This is a genomic window from Serratia sp. PL17, from assembly GCF_017832355.1.
In the GTDB taxonomy this organism is placed as follows: Bacteria; Pseudomonadota; Gammaproteobacteria; order Enterobacterales; family Enterobacteriaceae; genus Serratia.
Genome location: NZ_JAFIBY010000001.1, coordinates 683,142 through 701,784, shown reverse-complemented (window position 1 = coordinate 701,784; position 18,643 = coordinate 683,142). Strand labels below are relative to the sequence as shown.

Below are 18,643 nucleotides of genomic sequence, written 5' to 3'. Positions count from 1 at the left end.
ATTTGAAGCCTGGCGAAGGGGGTTTAATTTTTTGCTGGAAGAAACCCTTTATCTGGTCTGTACTGAATGCTTTAACAGGAGGTATTTGACATGGCCCCAGACAAAGTGAGAAACGAAGAAGCGATGACGTTTGGCGAGTTGCTGGCACTGATCGCCGATCAAAAACGACGTTTAAGCGTGTTGGAAGTGGCATTCTCCTATCTGGCCTTTGGTCTTGATGACAAAGCCAATCAATTGTTAATCCACAGCCTAAAGCTGGAATCGCAAAATCAAAATCGCGATGCCGAAACACAGCAGCACTTTGCCCATCTGGCCTCCGAGTTAGAAAAACGGCTACACGGAAACGCCCCCCCACCTGATCTTACATAGCACCCGGTCTTCCCTCTTTCGCGAGCGAACCTGTAGAATAATCACTCAAATAAATATTTATTTTGCAAAAGAAGGTGGGAAAAGCTCCACCACCGAAACCAGATGCGTATACTGTAATTGCTCACATGATGATGGGCCGCATTGATCCTCGTTAGTCACTCACGGTAGTCACTACTCAATAAGGGGTCTTTATGGACAGAAATGATGAAGTAATTCAGACACACCCGCTTGTTGGTTGGGATATCAGTACTGTCGACGTTTATGACGCCATGATGATACGCCTTCATTACCTGTCTTCACTAGACCAGACACCCGAAGACGCCCAAGTAGACAGAACGCTTTGGCTAACCACAGATGTCGCACGTCAATTAATCAATATCTTAGAAGCTGGCATCGCCAAGATTGAAGCAACGGATTACCAGGACCTTGATCGTAAAAAACACTAGTTCACTCTACCCAAAAACCTAAGGCGCCAGTATTTATCCCTGGCGCCTTTTTATTTGCCTGTAACTCGTGCAACAAGTGCATTGCGACGCCCAACCTTTTATCATGACGGCATAAGAGAGATGTCACAGAGAGGTTATGGCACGTGGAATATGACTTAATTGTTGTGGGCAGCGGTTCGGTAGGTGCAGCGGCGGGTTACTATGCGACACGGGCCGGCCTTAAAGTATTAATGATAGACAGTGCGATGCCCCCACACCGTAACGGCAGCCACCACGGCGATACGCGCATCATCCGTCATGCCTACGGCGAAGGCGAAAAATATGTTCCGTTGATTCTGCGTGCCCAAGCCTTATGGAACGCACTGATTAAACAAACGGGTGAAGAGTTGTTCCAGGATTGCGGTGTGCTGAACATGGGGCCGGAGCAATCAGAATTTATTCGTAATGCCCAGCACAGCGCGCAAAGATTCCGACTCAATACGCAAAACTTGAGTGCGGAAGAGATAAACCAGCGCTGGCCGGAATTCAATGCACCTGAGGGCTACGTCGGCGTATTTGAGCCGGATGCAGGGTTCCTGCGCTCGGAAAAAGCCATCGCCAGCCTGATCAAGCTCGCGAAAGACGCCGGTTGCAGTCAGTTGTTCAATTGCCCAGTCAGTGCAGTGCAGCCTATCGACGGTGGGGTTGAAGTCATTACCGCTGAAGGCCACTTTCAGGGGCGCAAGGCCGTAGTCACTGCCGGTACCTGGGTAAACGCGCTACTACCCCGGCTCCCAGTTACCCCGCTGCGTAAAGTTTTTTCCTGGCATCAGGCCGATGGCCGTTACAGCATCAATAACCGGTTCCCAGCCTTTACTGTCGAAGCGCAAGACGGCAACCATTACTATGGTTTCCCTGCCGATAACGACGGGTTGAAGGTGGGTAAACACGATGGTGGCCAACCTATAGATAAGCCTGAAGAGCGTAAACCTTTTGGCAGTTTTGCCAGTGACGGTACCGAAGTTTTCCATTTCCTGCGCCAATTCTTGCCAGGTGTAGGGGTATGTTTACACGGTGAAGCATGCAGTTATGACATGAGCCCAGATGAGGACTTTATTATCGATACGCTGCCAGGCTGCGATCGCTTAATGGTTATCACTGGCCTGAGCGGCCATGGTTTCAAGTTTGCCAGCGTATTGGGTGAAATTGCTGCACTGTTTGCCGAAGATAAAACGCCCCCGGTGGACATCCTGCCCTTCTCATTAAAACGCTTTGATTAAGCCCTTCGCTTCACTCAATCGCGCCCGCCACCCGCTGCGGGCGGCGGTTGAGTGCCTAAGTTACAACCAAGAATTATCATAACAATCTGAAATTTAATGTAAAAAATATTTCAACGGAAATTTCTGTCGTAAGTATCCGGATTTCCGAATTGATCCGCTGTGGTGTAAGTTCTATTTTACAGCTGATATGCCATAGTAATTCTTCGATCAACAAGGACGTCACCATGAAACTGCTTGTCGTGGACGAATGCTGCTTCACTCGGGTCGGAATAGATAACTATTTTACTGACAATGTTTTCGCCCAGGTAAAATGTTGCCACAGCCTTGAACAGGCGACCCCCCTGCTGGATCACTACCGGCCAAGCCACATTCTGGTGAACCTGACCAAACAGTGCCGCCATAGCGAAGATGACGCCCAACTTCAGGCCTTTATTGATGCTACATCATCGGCACTGTTGTTTATTTATCTGGATACCCCCTACCCCTATAGCGAAACGCCGATGCGTATCGCCGACCACGCATTCCTGTTCAATAAAGCCACTCTGCCGGTGACCTTGCGCATGATGCGCGAAAAGCCGGTGTCACTGATGGACTGCAGCGTTGAACATTCGCTGTTCAGCCCACAGGAGCTGACGGTAATGAAGCATTGGATGGCTGAAATGCCCAATTACCGCATCGCGAAAAAACTGCAAATCAGTTCGCATACGGTCTACGTTCACAAACGTCATATCACAGAGAAAATCAACGCCCGTAACCGGCTGGAATTTTATTCACTGTATAACGTGCTGCGCTACTTCTATCCGCCAAGCGTGCCTTCGAGCGCTATGCCACTGTCTTTGATGGCGGTGTAACCAAAGCCTGCGATAGCAGGCTGCTGTTAATCTTGAGGTATGCCTCTGTCCCACGTTTTGTTCTCTCGACAGTATGAACGCCGGCCGCAAAAATACTATAATCTGCCCGTCCTTACCTTGTGGCCTCTAAGAATGTTAAACAAAATACTGTCGGCGATCGTCAACAACGTGCGCGAACATCTGGTGCTGTATCTCTGTCTATGGCTGGTGTTATTGGTGCTGGACGTCTATTTCTTCTTTATCGCTTAAACGCATGCCATCTCCCCTTCCGCGCCTGTGCTTTAGCCGTTTTGGCAGCCCCGAGCAAGTCATTGATTTGGAACACACTCGTCTTCCTGCGCACCAGCCCAACCGCCTGCGTTTACGGATGCATTATGCACCGATCAACCCCTCTGATCTGATCCCAATCCACGGCCAGTATGCACACCGTACCGCCTTGCCTCAGGTACCCGGCTACGAAGGCATGGGCGTTGCTATCGATTCTCATGGTCACTCTACCGATAGGCGGGCGCTGGCGTTCATGGGTGATGGCAGTTGGCAAACCTGTGTCACGATTGAACAAGCCAGGGTCGTCTGGGTGCCGGATGATATTGATGATGCCAGTGCAGCACAAATCTATATCAACCCACTCACCTGTTGGGTATTGCTGACACAGTGGCTGTCACTGAATGCTGGCGACATCCTGTTGCTAAACGCTGGGGGATCGGCAATAAGCTTTCTGTTTTGCCAATTGGCCGCGCTGCGCGGTATCAAATTGATTGTGGTCGTACGCAATACGGCACATCGACAGGCGTTACTGAATGCCGGTGCATGGCGAGTCTACGAAAAGAGTTTGTTGCAGCAATATGAGTTACAGCTACTGACCGGCCATACCGCGAAGGCAGCGATCGACTGTGTTGGTGGTGAGGAGGGTTTACAGCTGGCACGTTCGGTGGGCCCTTCCGGTGATTTTGTCGCCTTGGGGTTACTCAGTGGCCAACAGGTTGACTGGCAACGCATTGCTCAGCAATTGCGGCTGCGTACCTCACTGTTTCATCTACGCAAGTGGAATGCACAAGCCACACTGACTCAGTGGCAAGCTGCATTCCAGCAGCTTTTTCATTTGGTCCGTAGCGGCCAACTGACCCTGCAGCCCCCAGCAGCAGTCTATCCCCTACGGCACTATAAACTGGCGCTGCAGCATGCCGCCGACAGCAAAACGCAGGGGAAAATCTTCTTTACTCCGGAGTAACCTGTTTTACTGGCTGCCCATCACCGAGAATTACAGCCAATTTGTGCCCGCCTTCGGTGGTCTCCAGTGCGATACGCGTAATAATGGTCAGTGGCACCGACAGCAACATCCCCACTGGCCCCATCAGCCACCCCCAGAAAATCAGAGACAAGAAGACCACCAGCGTCGACAGCCCCAACCCCCGCCCCATAACGCGCGGTTCCAACATATTACCAATCACCAGGTTGATGGCGATAAAACCCGCAGCCACCACCAGTGCATCGCCAAAACCATTAAACAGCAAAGCCTGGACCAAAGGAGGAACAGCGGCAATCACCGAGCCGATATTGGGAATATAATTTAGCAGGAACGCCAGCAGTCCCCAGATAAACGCAAAACGCACGTCGACCGCAGCCAGGAACCCCCAGACAATAACGCCCGTTGCCAAACTGATTACCGTTTTGATCACCAAATAACGGGTAACACCATCCAGTGCACGTTGAATATTGGCAATACCTTCACTCGGCTTGTCGAGCGCTTGCTGTAATTTGTAAGGCAAGAGTTGTACTTCAAACAGCATAAATACCACTGTCATCAACAGCAGAAATATATTGGTCATTGCCCCTGAAAAACGGCTCAACAGGCGGGTAACCATATTCATGGCCGCACTGGGATCGACATACTGCAACATTGCCTCGGTAGAAATAGTGATATTGGCGCGGTCTGCGTAATGCTGCAGCTCTCCCAGCTTTTCCATCATCATGCCGCGGTACTGCGGTAACGAGCGGGCAAATTCGTTTAGCGAGGCACCCAATATTCCGATGAACAACATCAATATGATGACAACGGCGACCACCAACAAGGTCACGCCCAACACACGCGGTATCCGCCAACGTTCAAGCTGCGTCACGAGCGGATTCAGTACCATAGCGAGGAATACCGCCAGTAAGAATGGCACCACGACATCCGCTGCGGCTTTGACACCCGCGAGAATAATCACCACCATCGCCAGCATAATGGCCAGGCGCAGGCTGCGATCGGTCGACTCTGTTCGGCCCATGACATTTCCTTGCGTTAATAGCGCTGGCCCGACGGACCACCCGATACCCGTTATGTTAGCAAACTCTGCCTCAGCGCAGCACGGGTATTGCAGGTTGGATAGAAAATACCCTTTTTCAAAACATCACCTGGAAATAGTTGGCAATCTTGACTAGGGTTTATTTGTCAAAACCTCTCAGCATATTTACGCAAAATGACAAAAGCTGACAATAATAAATAAATTCGTTATTTTTCAAACCATAACAAAAAATTAATTTACCACAGCATCTATTAACTCCAACTATTTCACTGATTGACTTATCGCTATCTTAACCAAATCCACTGATTGATATTAATAAGAAGTAACATAGTTAAATTTATTATTGATTTTATGTTTCTTAAAGTTTAATTATTGCAGCCAGAAAATGAGGAATGTAAGGAAACGCGATGCTCTGGAAAAATACCGCGAACCGGTTTGGCCATATTTCAGTGCTGATCCACTGGTTGGTTGCGCTGACGGTGTACGGCATGTTTGCCCTTGGTCTATGGATGGTCACGCTTGGCTATTATGATGTCTGGTATCACCAGGCACCGGAAATCCATAAAAGCATCGGCACGCTGCTGTTTGTCATCATGGTGATCAGAGTGATTTGGCGCTTTGTTTCACCGCCCCCTAAACCGTTGGCCAGTTACAGTCGCTTCACGCGTGTTAGTGCAATCTTGGCGCATTTGGCACTCTACGTGGTGCTGTTCAGCATCCTGATTAGCGGCTACCTGATTTCTACCGCCGATGGCCAGCCTATCAGCGTTTTCGGCTGGTTCGACGTCCCTGCCACCGTCACTGGCATGGCGGAACAGGCCGATACCGCCGGCACTGTTCATCTTTACCTGGCCTGGGCCGTGGTAGTGCTTTCAGTGCTGCACGGTTTGGCTGCGCTTAAACATCACTTCGTTGATCGTGATGTTACTTTGAAACGGATGCTGGGTAGCAGCGCCGATTAACCTTTGGATTTATGGAGATTGCTATGTTAAAGAAAACCGTACTGGGCCTGGCGACAGGCGCACTGCTGCTGAGCGCCGGTTCCGCACTGGCTGCTGACTACAAAATTGACAAACAAGGTCAGCACGCCTTTATCGAATTCCGCATCCAGCACCTGGGTTACAGCTGGTTGTACGGCTCTTTCAAGGATTTTGACGGTGGTTTCACTTTCGACGATAAAGATCCGTCCAAAGACCAGGTGAACGTCACTATCAACACTGCCAGCGTCGATACCAACCACGCTGAGCGTGACAAACACCTGCGCAGTGCAGAATTCCTGAATGTGGAAAAGAACAAACAGGCCAAATTTGAATCCACTGAAGTGAAAAAGAACGGCGAAGGCTATGCGATTGTCGGCAACTTGACACTGAACGGCGTGACCAAACCGGTTACGTTGGACGCCAAGCTGATCGGTCAGGGTAACGACCCATGGGGTGGATACCGCGCAGGCTTCGAAGCCAACGGTAAGATCAAACTGAAAGACTTTGGCATCACTACCGATCTTGGCCCGGCGTCTCAGGACGTAGAGCTGATTATTTCCGTGGAAGGCGTTCGCGCGAAGTAATGCAAAAGCGCGGCAAGACTGCCGCGCTTGTTAGGGCTCAGCTGGCTGAGCCTTTATCTTCTTCCGGTGCAGGAATATGCATCGTGGTCTGCAATAACCCTTTCGACTTATTGAAAATCTTGATGCCGTTCTCACGGCCGGCACGGCGTGCACGCTGCTCTTCACGCGGCAACTTCAGCTCTTCGCGGCAGATCTCGCTGCAACAACCTTCAAATTTAGCGGCACAACTCGGGCACTGAATAAACAGTAAATGGCAGCCATCATTCTTGCAGTTGGTGTGAGTATCACAGGCAGCACCGCACTGGTGGCAGTTGGCAATCACATCATCAGAAATCCGCTCGCCCATACGCTCGTCAAACACAAAGTTCTTGCCGACAAACTTCAGCGGCAGCCCCTGCTCTTTTGCTTTGCGTGCGTACTCGATAATACCGCCTTCTACGTGATAGACGTTTTTAAAGCCGTTATGCAACATATAGGCACTGGCTTTTTCACAACGGATACCGCCGGTGCAGTACATGACAATATTTTTGTCTTTATTGTCCTGCAGCATTTCAACGGCCATTGGTAATTGATCACGGAAAGTGTCTGAAGGCACTTCGATGGCATTCTCAAAGTGGCCGACTTCGTATTCGTAGTGGTTACGCATATCCACAAACAGCGTATCCGGGTCGTCAATCATTTGGTTAACGCGATCGGCCTGCAAATACTCACCGACGTTAGCCGGGTTAAAGCTTTCGTCATCAATACCATCAGCGACAATGCGATCACGCACCTTCAGGCGCAATACCCAGAAGGATTTACCGTCGTCTTCCAGGGCAATATTCAGCCGAACCTGGTCCAGTGCCGGATGCGAAGCAAACAACGCGGCCTTAAACGCCTCAAACTTATTTTGCGGCACGCTGATCTGCGCATTGATGCCTTCTTTAGCCACATAAATGCGGCCGAAGACCTTTAGCTTGTCGAATTGGACATACAGGCTGTCACGAAACGCCTTAGGATCGTCGATGGTGAAATATTTATAAAAAGAAACTGTAGTGCGCGGCTCGGTTTCCGCCAGCATGCGCGCCTTCAGTTCCTCATTAGAAATTCGGTTATGTAACACTGGCATGGTGTACTTTCCTGTCTTTCGGGAGGTGACTGATTTGAACGCGCGCAGGCCGCTGGCCCACGCGCGGCGCACATAATACCCGAAAAATCGGCTCAACACAGCATTAACCCGCTGGCGCTGTTGAGGGCGAAAACTTGACGTTGTTCACGAATCCCGATAAGCCTAAGGAGATCTTACCCACCCTATTTACCACGGACCTGGAGGACATTATGAGTCAGTTATTTACCCCGATTGCGCTGGGGAAACTGAATTTGCCCAACCGTATTATTATCGCGCCAATGTGCCAATATTCAGCCGACAACGGCAAAGCAACACAATGGCATACCATGCATCTGGGTAGCCTGTCATTATCCGGCGCCGGCCTGCTGATTGTGGAAGCCACATCGATAGCTCCCGAAGGCCGTATCACGCCCAGCGATCTCGGTTTATGGGATGACGCCACCGAACTCGCACTGGCTGAGGTGGTGAACGCGGTAAAAAAACACGCCACCATGCCGTTAGGCATTCAACTTGCCCATGCAGGGCGCAAAGCCTCCTGTGCCGTACCTTGGGCTGGCGGTGGACAACTCAGCGCCGCAAACGGAGGCTGGCAAACATTATCTGCCTCGACCCTGCCCTTTGCCCCACAGGATGAAAAACCGGTGGCAATGAGTCTGGAAGAGATTGAACAACTCAAAGCGCAGTTCGTTGCGTCGGCAAAACGTGCGGACCGACTCGGTTTTGAACTGATTGAGCTGCATGGCGCGCACGGCTATCTGCTGCATCAGTTTCTTTCACCGCTGTCCAATCAGCGCAACGATCAGTATGGTGGCTCATTGCAAAATCGCATGCGCCTGTTGCTGGAGATTTTCAACGACGTGCGTGCAGTCTTTCCGGCGCACAAGGCGCTCGGTGTACGTATTTCTGCCAGTGACTGGGTTGACGGAGGGTGGGATGAGCAGCAGTCGGTGCTGCTGGCAAAAGCGCTAAAAGCGCTGGGCTGTGACTACATTCATGTGTCCAGCGGGGGGACGTCACCGCTGCAAAAAATCCCGGTTGGACCTAATTATCAAGTCCCTTTCGCCGAAACCATCAAGCGGGAAACCGGGTTGCCGACGATTGCGGTAGGGCTAATCACCGAGCCAGAACAGGCGGAAGCGATTGTCGCTACCGGGCAGGCAGATATGATCGCACTGGCGCGTGGCATCCTTTACAACCCACGCTGGCCATGGCATGCCGCGGCGAAACTGGGTGAGAAAGTCAGTGCACCACCGCAATACTGGCGTTCAGAACCACATGTGTTGAAAGGTCTGTTTAAAAACGCCTGATAAATCCGGGGTGGATGCTCAGTGGCCACCCCGGCATTCAGTAAACCCGGAAGTCACTATTCCCGCCAACAGGACGATTCCTGCCGTGACCAGCAAAGGGTTAAACTGGAGGTGTGCGCCAAGGCTGCCCAACAGCGTTCCCGTGACCAGCAGCCCTACACTTATCCATGATGCCAACATAATACCCCCTAAATAATTGCGCGGGATGATACGCATCTGTCGCTGACAGGCTTTGTCCTTTCGAGCGGTATCGTCGGATTATTCATCAATTGATATCGATTCATCACCGAAAATGATGTTTTAATGCGGTGCCTTTTCACGTTGCGTGAGAAAAATGTCACAATAGTTGGTTATAAACGGCAGAAAAAGAATGCCTGGCAAATTGCCTTTGGGTGATGGCCCCTGGTATTACTCTGTTATTATTGTCAAATGACTGCTTCTAAGCTGAGAACACATGACTCAAGTTCCTTCTTTTAATCGCTCTTTATTGCACCCACGCTACTGGCTTACCTGGTTCGGCATCGGTTTGCTCTATTTGCTGGTCCTGCTGCCTTACCCCGTCATCTATCGCCTTGGCACCTCGCTGGGTCGTTTCTCCATGCGCTTTCTTAAGCGCCGAGTAGCGATTGCTCAGCGTAACCTGGTGCTGTGCTTCCCAGACATGCCGCAGGCAGAGCGCGATGCATTGGTTGTGCAGAATTTTGAATCTGTCGGTATGGGGCTATTTGAAACTGGTATGGCGTGGTTTTGGCCAAACTGGCGAATCGAGCGCTGGTTCCAGGTCAGTGGACTGGAACATATTCAGAAGGCGAAAGATAACCATCAGGGGGTTTTGCTGATCGGTCTGCATTTTCTGACGCTGGAACTGGGTGCCCGCATATTTGGTATTCACAATCCGGGCATCGGGGTTTACCGGCCGCATGACAACAAACTGATGGACTGGCTGCAGACCTGGGGGCGTATGCGTTCCAACAAGTCCATGTTGGACCGTAAAGACGTCAAAGGCATGATCCGGGCGCTGAAACAAGGTGACATCATCTGGTACGCCCCAGATCACGACTACGGCCCACGCAGCAGCGTGTTTGCTCCCCTGTTCGCCGTGGAAAAAGCCGCCACCACCACGGGTAGCTACGTGTTGGTACGGATGGGTAAACCTGCCATTATTCCCTTTACTCCACGCCGCTTACCCGATGCAAAAGGGTATGAGTTGATTATGCAGCCGGCGGTGGAAAACTTCCCGCTGGATAATGAGCTCGAAGCTGCCGCTTTTATGAATAAAGTGGTAGAGAAGGAAATCCTGATGGCGCCGGATCAATACATGTGGCTACACCGCCGCTTCAAAACCCGGCCGGAAGGCGAACCTTCTCTCTATTGACCCCTAACCCGCCGTTTGGCGGGTTTTTTATACCGCAGATCTTGAGAAACGTCGGCAACGGTGGGATGGTAAGCCTTTGTCGCTCATCCTGGAGTTGTTATGTACATCGTTAACCTCACCTACCACCGCCCGATAGCAGAAGTGGACAGTCACCTTGAAGGGCATGTCGCCTGGCTGAAGAAATATTTCGAGGACGGCACCTTTATCGCCTCCGGCCGCAAGAACCCACGTACCGGCGGTGTAATCCTGGTGAAAGGCATCGAACGTTCGCAATTGGATGCCATTGTGGCGCAAGATCCCTTCAATGCCGTTGCCCACTATGAGATTACCGATGTCGCCCTCTCGACCACGTCCAAGGGTTTCGAACAACTCGCCGGGCTTTAAATAGACTTTTTCCGCGCGCACAGCGCGGAATATTGCCAATACGCTATTTTTAAAACTTTATTTCATTTTCCTCGCATCCCCCACCACATCAATTGATGCCGTCTATAATTAAGCGCATACTTACCAGGCTAACTTTTTTGCTTTGCTCCTTGCCTCCACACAAAAGCAAAGCGTCCTCCTCAGCAGCAGGCACTTATGGCTTCGGCACCAGACCCCATCAACTGGAAACGCAATCTTTTTGTCACCTGGCTAGGGTGTTTCCTCACCGGCGCCGCATTCAGCCTGATCATGCCTTTCCTTCCGCTTTATGTGGAAACCCTTGGTGTAACCGGTCACGAAGCGCTGAATATGTGGTCTGGATTGGTATTCAGTATTACCTTCCTGTTTTCTGCAATTGCCTCCCCATTCTGGGGGGGATTGGCTGACCGCCGTGGGCGTAAGCTCATGCTGCTACGTTCGGCGTTGGGGATGTCGATTGTGATGCTGTTGATGGGAATGGCGCAGAATATATGGCAGTTTTTGGCGCTACGAGCAGTTCTGGGTCTCCTCGGCGGCTTTATTCCCAATGCTAACGCGCTAATTGCCACGCAGGTACCAAGAAATCGCAGCGGGTGGGCCTTGGGCACGCTATCGACAGGCGGCGTCAGCGGTGCATTGATTGGGCCACTGATCGGCGGTCTGTTAGCCGATCAGTACGGATTGCGGCCTGTGTTCTATATCACTGCTGCCGTGCTGTTGGTCTGCTTTATCCTGACGCTGCTGTGCGTAAAAGAACAATTCACCCCAGTGCAGAAAAAGGACATGCTGCACGCCCGGCAGGTGTTCGCTGCGCTGAAAAGCCCCAAGCTGATCCTCAGTCTGTTTGTCACAACCATGATTATTCAAATTGCCACCGGGTCCATTGCACCTATTCTGACGCTGTATGTCCGCGATTTAGCTGGCAATATCCATAACCTGGCCTTTGTCAGCGGTTTGATCGCCTCGGTGCCGGGCGTCGCCGCGCTGATGAGTGCCCCCCGGCTGGGCAAACTCGGTGACAGGATCGGTCCAGAACGCATTCTGGTCGTTATGCTGATCGTCTCGGTGTTGTTGCTGATCCCCATGGCCTTTGTGCAAACGCCATGGCAGTTGGGTGTATTACGCTTCCTGCTTGGCGCTGCCGACGGCGCGCTATTACCGGCTGTGCAAACACTGCTGATCTACAACTGTACCAACCAGGTCGCCGGACGGATATTTAGCTATAACCAGTCTTTCCGCGACATCGGCAACGTCAGCGGTCCGCTGTTAGGGGCAGCAGTATCTGCCAGTTATGGCTTCCGTACGGTATTTTGCGTCACTGCTTTGGTGGTGCTATTCAACGCCATTTATTCCTGGTGGTGTTTACAACGGCGTCCGGCACGAATGAGAGAAGATACCCTGCAGGAAGAGCAATAGCTGTATTTATCACCAACTCCCTCACCTAAATGGGTCGATGGCCCGTTTACCCTACTTTTAGTATTGATACCCCATGCAGTCTCTTCTGCAACGACAACAAACACAATCACGTTTTAATTATTTGTTTTTAAACAAATAATAAACTTTTAGCGCAATAAACCGCCTGTCAATAACATTCACTTCCCAACCAACATAAAAACCAGAAAAGTAGATGTTTGTCGACTTTTCATCTAAAAAATGGGATACAGGGACTAGACAAAACCATCATCCAGTTATCAAATGGTTAAATAATATCACGCCCAATGTAAACCATTGGCCAAGTGAAAAAAGACCAACGCGCTTTCCACGGTTAACGGGCGCTGCGGCCGCGGTTTTGTCGGGTAATCCGCACTGGGTGGGTCACCTTCCTTAAATACACATACATACCACAGTATAAGCTGCATCAATGCAGCGCATTTTATTGGGAAGACGTTATGCAATCCTCTGTTAATAAACAAGAAAGTCGGACATTCTTCGGCCATCCCTATCCGCTGGGATCCCTATTCTTTACAGAAATGTGGGAGCGGTTCTCGTTTTACGGTATTCGCCCATTACTGATCCTGTTTATGGCCGCGACGGTCTATGACGGGGGTATGGGTCTCGCACGTGAAAATGCCTCGGCAATTGTGGGTATTTTCGCCGGCAGTATGTACCTTGCCGCCCTGCCGGGCGGCTGGTTAGCAGATAACTGGCTTGGCCAGCAAAAAGCCGTCTGGTACGGCTCGATTATGATCGCTCTTGGTCATCTGTCGATCGCCCTGTCCGCCATCATGGGCAATAACCTGTTCTTCATTGGTCTGATGTTTATCGTGCTGGGTTCCGGTTTATTTAAAACCTGTATCTCGGTGATGGTGGGCACCCTGTATAAAAAAGGCGACAATCGCCGTGACGGTGGCTTCTCGCTGTTCTATATGGGCATCAACATGGGCTCGTTTATCGCCCCGTTGATCTCTGGCTGGTTGATCCGTTCGCACGGCTGGCATTGGGGCTTCGGCATCGGGGGTATCGGTATGCTGGTGGCACTGGTGATCTTCCGCGTCTTTGCGGTACCGGCGATGAAACGCTATGACAGCGAATTTGGCCTGGACTCAACCTGGAATAGCCCTGTAACCAAGAAAAATGGCGTTGGTGCCTGGTTGATTGCATTGGCCATCGGCGTCGCCGTGGTTGTTACCCTGATTGCCCAAGGCATCATCGTGATTAACCCTGTCGCCGTAGCCAGCATGCTGGTATACGTCATTGCGGCCTCGGTAACCCTGTACTTTATTTACCTGTTCGTGTTTGCCGGCCTTAGTCGCAAAGAACGCGCGCGCCTGCTGGTGTGCTTTATTCTGCTGGTATCTGCGGCGTTCTTCTGGTCCGCTTTCGAACAGAAACCAACATCGTTCAACTTGTTCGCCAACGACTACACCAACCGTATGATTGGCGACTTCGAGATCCCTGCGGTGTGGTTCCAGTCAATCAACGCGCTGTTCATTATTCTGCTTGCCCCGGTGTTTAGCTGGGCATGGCCTGCTCTGGCACGCAATAAAGTGCGCCTGAGCAGCATCACCAAGTTTGTTATCGGTATTCTGTTTGCCGCGGCAGGTTTTGGTCTGATGATGCTGGCAGCACAGAACGTGCTGGGCAATGCTGGCGCAGGCGTATCCCCGCTGTGGCTGGTTGGCAGTATTTTGATGCTGACGCTGGGTGAGCTGTGCCTTAGCCCAATCGGGCTGGCAACCATGACGCTGTTGGCGCCAGAAAGAATGCGCGGCCAGATGATGGGCCTGTGGTTCTGTGCCAGTGCGCTGGGCAACCTGGCCGCAGGCCTGATTGGTGGCCATGTAAAAGCCGACCAACTGGAAATGCTGCCTGACCTGTTTGCCCGCTGCTCTATTGCGCTGTTGATCTGCGCCGCAGTATTGACGCTGCTGATCGTACCGATCCGTCGCATGCTGGAAAATACCCAGGGTAAAAGCGCACAGAAACCGGCAACCAATGCCTGATAACGGTTTCGCTTAACCCTTCAGCCAGCGCCCGGTGCGCTGGCTTTTTTTATGCTTCCCACGCCCGTTGTTGTAACACTACCCGATAACCGTCCAGATCTTCGAATGTCCGTCCGTTGACATCCCAATAGGGGTTATATGCCACAACGCGCCTAAAACCGGCGGCCGACATACGTTGGCATCCTGCCAGCCACGCCTTTTCATCCGGTAAATAAAACACCAGCAGATGGTCCTGCGTCGGCGCCTGCCCCACGTTGACACCGCGATGGTGAGTGAATTCCAGGTGGTAACCATGCTCCGGATGCCCAACCATCACGCCGTCAAATCCCTGATGATCCTCGAACTCACCCAGCCGTTCGAAACCCAGCCCTTGGCAGTACAGGGCCGCTATCTCCTGTAACCTGTCGGTCGGACGTGCAATACGCAGCACCACGTTAGCTGTTGCCATTATTTTCTCCGTAGTATCATCGTTTCATACAGGGCCATTCCCACCAACATCGCCACAACAAACTGCACCCCAGCCAAGGATCCCGCTCCGGCAAGTACCCAGGCCGGCCCTGGGCAAATGCCCGCCATTCCCCAACCAATCCCGAATAACGCACTGCCGATCAGTAAACGACGATCCAGGCGTCTGTTGGTGGGAATCTGCATCTCCTCACCCAGTAAAGCATGCTGCCGACGACGCGCCCAAAGGAATGCGGGTGCCGCCACGGCTATCGCCCCCACCATGACCAAAGCCAATGACGGATCCCACTGACCGGTAATATCGAGAAAAGCCACTACTTTGGCCGGATTAGCCATCCCGGCAATCATCAAACCGAGACCGAAAATAGCGCCACTCAGTAAAGCAAACAGGAGTTTGAACATGCGGTTAAGCCCCCACCCAATGACGGACGGCCCATACCGTAATAAAGCCCAGCAGCATAAATACCGCCGTAGCCGCCAGCGAACGCGGCGCTAATCTTGCCGTGCCGCAAACACCGTGACCGCTGGTGCAGCCACCGCCCAACCGCGTTCCCAAACCAACCAGCAATCCCGCAGAAATCAGCCATAAACTGCTGCCACTGATCGGCATTACCGGTAAGGGTACCGCCATACGGTACAGCCAGGGAGAAATCAGTAACCCGATAAGAAATGCGGCCCGCCAACGCTTCTCTTTGCCTTGAGGTGTCAACAGGCCACCGGTAATCCCACTGATACCCGCAATACGGCCGTTAAACAGCAACAGCAGTGCCACCGCAATACCGATAATGCCCCCCCCAATCAGGGATGACGCTGGCGTAAAGTGCTGCCAATCGATGCTCATCGTGACTCTCCCGGTTGCGGACAATAGAGCTGATACAACGTATGGATCACCGCCAAGGCTTTTTCATCACTCACGACGTAGTAGATTTGCTTACCCTCCCGACGCGTTGACACCAGCCCTTCCTGCCGCAATACACCAAGCTGCTGCGAAAGGGTTGGCTGACGAATATCCAGCGCCAGCGCCAATTCCCCTACCGACATTTCACCCTGGCTAAGCTGGCAAAGAAGTAGCAAACGGTCCTCATTACCCAGCGCCCGCAGCAGCGTTCCTGCCTGTGCCGCCGCCTGTCGCATACTGCCGATATCCATTGCTTCACCCCAAACAATATACTAAATTATATATTATATGTTTATATACTATAATTTATCACTCTGCCATAGGCTGGTACGAAATGTTTCAGCATGGCATGCTGCCGTTATCATTTCTCCGCGTATCGGGATGCCCCAATAATGCTGCTTTTCCATGGCGCTGTGCCCGCCAATCGCTCAATTGTGCCGGTCTCCAAAGATTATCAACACGGCGACTTCGAACCGCCTCACTACCATGACTGTGCGCAATTAATTCACAGTCTTAGCGGCGTGGTACAGGTGAATACCCGTCAGGGAAGCTGGGTGGTGCCACCTGGGCGGGGTGTCTGGTTGCCTGCACGGGTTGAACACAGCCTACGCATCACCGGCAGAGTGGCGGCAAGAGCCCTGTTGGTCGATCCGCTGGCACGCGCCGATCTCCCTGCACGCTGCGAGGTGGTACAAATCTCACCGCTGCTGCGCGAGCTGATTATCTGCGCGATGGATATTGCGGTGGATTATCCCGTAGGCGGTCGTGAGGAGCGGATCATGGAGCTGATTCTGGATGAGTTGCGCGTCCTGCCGATTCTGCCGTTGAATTTGCCAGAACCCCGCAGTGAAGCTTTACTGTCGTTGTGCAGACATATTCAGCAATCCTTGGCACACCCCTGGGAATTAGAGCACGCCGCCGGTTACATCAACGTCAGCGGCCGCACACTGTCGCGCCGATTCCAACGAGAGACAGGGTTGCGCTTTGGCGATTGGGTACGCCGTGCACGTTTACTGGCCGCACTGAACGCCCTGGCTGCCGGGCATTCAGTATTGGAAGTGGCGCTGGATTTAGGCTACGACAGCCCGAGTGCTTTCAGCGCCATGTTTCGCCGCGTATTGGGCGTTGCACCCAGCGCTTACTTCACCAGGTAGCGCGCCGCAACATTGAATAACGCTTGCAGCGAGGCGCTGGCGGAATCGACGTCGATTCCCACACCGTAAGCGGCCTCGCCATGCGCCAGAGTACAGCGAATATAGGCAACCGCACGGCTGTGGCTCTGATGCCCTAACGTGTGCTCATGGTAGTCTTCTATTGCCATACTCAAGCCAAACCGTTGGCGCAACGCATCCACCGCACTGGACAGCAGGCCGTTGCCAACCCCCAGTAACCGTTGTTGATGCCCGTCAAACAACACCCGAGCACTAAAGCTGTAGGCCTCGACGCCGTGGCTTTCCGTCTGATAGCTCAGCAATTGCAAACGCGGTTGCTCCACCAGACCATAGTTGATACGAAACAAGCGCCACAGCTCGGCAGTGGTCATCTCTTTGCCGCTGCCATCCGTCGCTTGCTGCACCACCTTGCTGAAATCAATCTGTAACCCACGCGGCAACGACAGCCCATGGTTTTGTTCCAGTAACCAAGCCGCCCCGCTTTTGCCTGATTGGCTGTTAACCCGAATCACCGCTTCATAACTGCAACCGACGTCCGCCGGATCAAGCGGCAGATAAGGCACTTGCCACAGACCGTCCTGTCGATGCTGTTGGGCAGCAAACCCTTTTTTGATCGCATCTTGATGTGAACCGGAAAAGGCGGTGAAAACCAGCTCGCCAGCATAAGGATGCCGCGGATGTACCGGTAACTGATTACACTGTTCGACCACCTCAACAACATGCTTTAACTGGCTGAAATCCAGCCCCGGCGCAATGCCCTGGGTATACAGATTGAGTGCCAGCGTCACCAGATCGACATTGCCGGTGCGTTCACCGTTGCCGAACAGGCAACCTTCCACCCGATCGGCACCGGCCAGCATCGCCAGTTCGGCGCAGGCCACCCCCGTCCCCCGATCGTTATGCGGATGCACGCTGATGGTCACGCTGTTACGCTGACTGAAGCGACGACAAAACCACTCAATCTGATCGGCGTAAACATTCGGCGTACTCACTTCGACCGTGGCCGGCAGGTTGATAATCATGGGCCGCCCTGGGCCAGGCTGCCACACATCAGCAACCGCTTCACAAATCTCCAGCGCAAACTCCAGCTCGGTAAAACAAAACGTTTCCGGCGAATACTCAAAAGACCAGGCCGTTTCCGGCTGCAGCTCGCACTGCTGGCGGATGCGCAGTGCACCGTTCACCGCCAGCGCAACCGTCGCCGCCTTGTCCTGCTTGAACACAATGTCGCGGAACATCGGCGCAGTAGCGTTATATAAATGAACGATGGCGCGCGGGATGCCACGCAGTGCCTCAAAAGTTCGATCAATCAGATCATCTCGTGACTGAGTCAGTACCTGAATATTGACGTCATCCGGGATCAGTCGTTCATCAATCAACGAACGGACAAAATCAAAATCCGTTTGTGACGCAGAAGGAAATGCCACCTCAATCTCTTTGAACCCACACGCCAACAACAACTGGTAGAACTGGCGTTTGCGAACATTATCCATGGGTTCCGCCAGCGCCTGATTGCCGTCACGCAGATCGCTGGAGCACCAGCGGGGAGCCTGCTGCAAGGTACGCCCTGGCCATTGGCGGTCAGGTAACGTCACCGGAGGGAATGGGCGATATTTGATTGATGGATTGGTTAACATGGCGATCTCCTGGGCTGTCATAAGCAATAGCGTATTATTTCCCGCCGGGTGATCCCCTG

The 18,643-nt window shown here is 52.4% G+C and carries 22 protein-coding genes; 14 read left to right on the top strand and 8 right to left on the bottom strand.

Annotated elements, in window-relative coordinates:
* The first annotated feature begins 90 nt into the window (after positions 1–90).
* The 6 genes from JOE25_RS03360 to JOE25_RS03335 all read left to right on the top strand — a co-directional run bounded on the left by JOE25_RS03360 (position 91) and on the right by JOE25_RS03335 (position 4,156).
* Positions 91–369: a hypothetical protein gene (locus tag JOE25_RS03360; RefSeq protein ID WP_209632724.1), complete on the top strand. Its 279-nt coding sequence runs from the start codon at positions 91–93 to the stop codon at positions 367–369.
* Between the two features lie 191 nt (positions 370–560).
* The gene (gene bssS, locus JOE25_RS03355; RefSeq protein WP_037423884.1) at positions 561–815 is read left to right on the top strand and encodes a biofilm formation regulator BssS; all 255 of its coding nucleotides are present in this window, start codon (positions 561–563) and stop codon (positions 813–815) included.
* Between the two features lie 143 nt (positions 816–958).
* On the top strand, positions 959–2,074 hold the full coding sequence (solA, locus tag JOE25_RS03350) for an N-methyl-L-tryptophan oxidase (protein WP_209632723.1): 1,116 nt from the start codon (positions 959–961) through the stop codon (positions 2,072–2,074).
* Between the two features lie 224 nt (positions 2,075–2,298).
* Positions 2,299–2,925: a LuxR C-terminal-related transcriptional regulator gene (locus tag JOE25_RS03345; protein ID WP_209632722.1), complete on the top strand. Its 627-nt coding sequence runs from the start codon at positions 2,299–2,301 to the stop codon at positions 2,923–2,925.
* Between the two features lie 132 nt (positions 2,926–3,057).
* Entirely contained in the window at positions 3,058–3,174 is a 117-nt protein-coding gene (locus JOE25_RS03340; RefSeq protein WP_209632721.1) for a DUF2770 family protein, read from the top strand.
* A 4-nt stretch (positions 3,175–3,178) separates the two neighbouring features.
* Entirely contained in the window at positions 3,179–4,156 is a 978-nt protein-coding gene (locus JOE25_RS03335; RefSeq protein WP_209632720.1) for a zinc-dependent alcohol dehydrogenase family protein, read from the top strand.
* Here JOE25_RS03335 and JOE25_RS03330 read toward each other — a convergent pair.
* Positions 4,143–5,195: an AI-2E family transporter gene (locus tag JOE25_RS03330; protein WP_209632719.1), complete on the bottom strand. Its 1,053-nt coding sequence runs from the start codon at positions 5,193–5,195 to the stop codon at positions 4,143–4,145. The genes JOE25_RS03335 and JOE25_RS03330 overlap by 14 nt on opposite strands.
* Before the next feature lie 425 nt (positions 5,196–5,620).
* On the opposite strand from JOE25_RS03330, the gene JOE25_RS03325 reads away from it, so the two are divergent.
* A complete protein-coding gene (locus JOE25_RS03325) occupies positions 5,621–6,175 on the top strand; it encodes a cytochrome b (RefSeq protein ID WP_209632718.1) in 555 nt (184 codons plus the stop codon).
* A 23-nt stretch (positions 6,176–6,198) separates the two neighbouring features.
* Complete coding sequence (locus tag JOE25_RS03320) at positions 6,199–6,777, top strand: YceI family protein (RefSeq protein WP_209632717.1); 579 nt, start codon at positions 6,199–6,201, stop codon at positions 6,775–6,777.
* 37 nt (positions 6,778–6,814) lie between these two features.
* Here the strand turns inward: JOE25_RS03320 and JOE25_RS03315 are convergent, their stop codons facing one another.
* Complete coding sequence (locus JOE25_RS03315; RefSeq protein ID WP_209632716.1) at positions 6,815–7,885, bottom strand: rhodanese-related sulfurtransferase; 1,071 nt, start codon at positions 7,883–7,885, stop codon at positions 6,815–6,817.
* Positions 7,886–8,094: 209 nt separating this feature from the next.
* Between JOE25_RS03315 and JOE25_RS03310 the strand changes: the two genes are divergently transcribed.
* Positions 8,095–9,192: an NADH:flavin oxidoreductase/NADH oxidase gene (locus tag JOE25_RS03310; protein WP_209632715.1), complete on the top strand. Its 1,098-nt coding sequence runs from the start codon at positions 8,095–8,097 to the stop codon at positions 9,190–9,192.
* Positions 9,193–9,210: 18 nt separating this feature from the next.
* Here JOE25_RS03310 and JOE25_RS03305 read toward each other — a convergent pair whose 3' ends face one another.
* The gene (locus JOE25_RS03305) at positions 9,211–9,372 is read right to left on the bottom strand and encodes a histidine kinase (protein ID WP_209632714.1); all 162 of its coding nucleotides are present in this window, start codon (positions 9,370–9,372) and stop codon (positions 9,211–9,213) included.
* A gap of 274 nt (positions 9,373–9,646) precedes the next feature.
* Between JOE25_RS03305 and JOE25_RS03300 the strand changes: the two genes are divergently transcribed.
* The 4 genes from JOE25_RS03300 (at position 9,647) to JOE25_RS03285 (ending at position 14,412) form a co-directional block, all read left to right on the top strand.
* The gene (locus JOE25_RS03300; protein WP_037423910.1) at positions 9,647–10,567 is read left to right on the top strand and encodes a Kdo(2)-lipid IV(A) acyltransferase; all 921 of its coding nucleotides are present in this window, start codon (positions 9,647–9,649) and stop codon (positions 10,565–10,567) included.
* A gap of 99 nt (positions 10,568–10,666) precedes the next feature.
* On the top strand, positions 10,667–10,951 hold the full coding sequence (locus tag JOE25_RS03295; RefSeq protein WP_209632713.1) for a YciI family protein: 285 nt from the start codon (positions 10,667–10,669) through the stop codon (positions 10,949–10,951).
* 195 nt (positions 10,952–11,146) lie between these two features.
* Complete coding sequence (mdtG, locus tag JOE25_RS03290; protein WP_209632712.1) at positions 11,147–12,385, top strand: multidrug efflux MFS transporter MdtG; 1,239 nt, start codon at positions 11,147–11,149, stop codon at positions 12,383–12,385.
* Positions 12,386–12,858: 473 nt separating this feature from the next.
* The gene (locus JOE25_RS03285; RefSeq protein ID WP_209632711.1) at positions 12,859–14,412 is read left to right on the top strand and encodes a peptide MFS transporter; all 1,554 of its coding nucleotides are present in this window, start codon (positions 12,859–12,861) and stop codon (positions 14,410–14,412) included.
* Positions 14,413–14,461: 49 nt separating this feature from the next.
* Here JOE25_RS03285 and JOE25_RS03280 read toward each other — a convergent pair whose 3' ends face one another.
* From JOE25_RS03280 to JOE25_RS03265, 4 genes are read right to left on the bottom strand one after another with little or no spacing between them, the layout of a single operon-like run.
* Positions 14,462–14,860 carry a VOC family protein gene (locus JOE25_RS03280; protein WP_209632710.1) on the bottom strand — a complete coding sequence of 133 codons (399 nt, stop codon included), beginning with the start codon at positions 14,858–14,860 and terminating at the stop codon, positions 14,462–14,464.
* Positions 14,860–15,279: a YeeE/YedE family protein gene (locus tag JOE25_RS03275; protein ID WP_209632709.1), complete on the bottom strand. Its 420-nt coding sequence runs from the start codon at positions 15,277–15,279 to the stop codon at positions 14,860–14,862. The genes JOE25_RS03280 and JOE25_RS03275 overlap by 1 nt, the downstream gene beginning before the upstream one ends.
* Before the next feature lie 4 nt (positions 15,280–15,283).
* Positions 15,284–15,718 (bottom strand): YeeE/YedE family protein, encoded by a 435-nt coding sequence (locus JOE25_RS03270; RefSeq protein WP_209632708.1) that lies wholly within the window; start codon positions 15,716–15,718, stop codon positions 15,284–15,286.
* The gene (locus JOE25_RS03265) at positions 15,715–16,026 is read right to left on the bottom strand and encodes a metalloregulator ArsR/SmtB family transcription factor (protein ID WP_209632707.1); all 312 of its coding nucleotides are present in this window, start codon (positions 16,024–16,026) and stop codon (positions 15,715–15,717) included. The genes JOE25_RS03270 and JOE25_RS03265 overlap by 4 nt, the downstream gene beginning before the upstream one ends.
* Before the next feature lie 141 nt (positions 16,027–16,167).
* Here JOE25_RS03265 and JOE25_RS03260 point away from each other — a divergent pair, with 141 nt between their 5' ends.
* Entirely contained in the window at positions 16,168–16,929 is a 762-nt protein-coding gene (locus JOE25_RS03260; protein ID WP_209632706.1) for a helix-turn-helix transcriptional regulator, read from the top strand.
* Here the strand turns inward: JOE25_RS03260 and leuA are convergent.
* Complete coding sequence (leuA, locus tag JOE25_RS03255; RefSeq protein ID WP_209632705.1) at positions 16,914–18,584, bottom strand: 2-isopropylmalate synthase; 1,671 nt, start codon at positions 18,582–18,584, stop codon at positions 16,914–16,916. The two genes, JOE25_RS03260 and leuA, sit on opposite strands and share 16 nt — an antisense overlap.
* Positions 18,585–18,643: the final 59 nt, after the last annotated feature.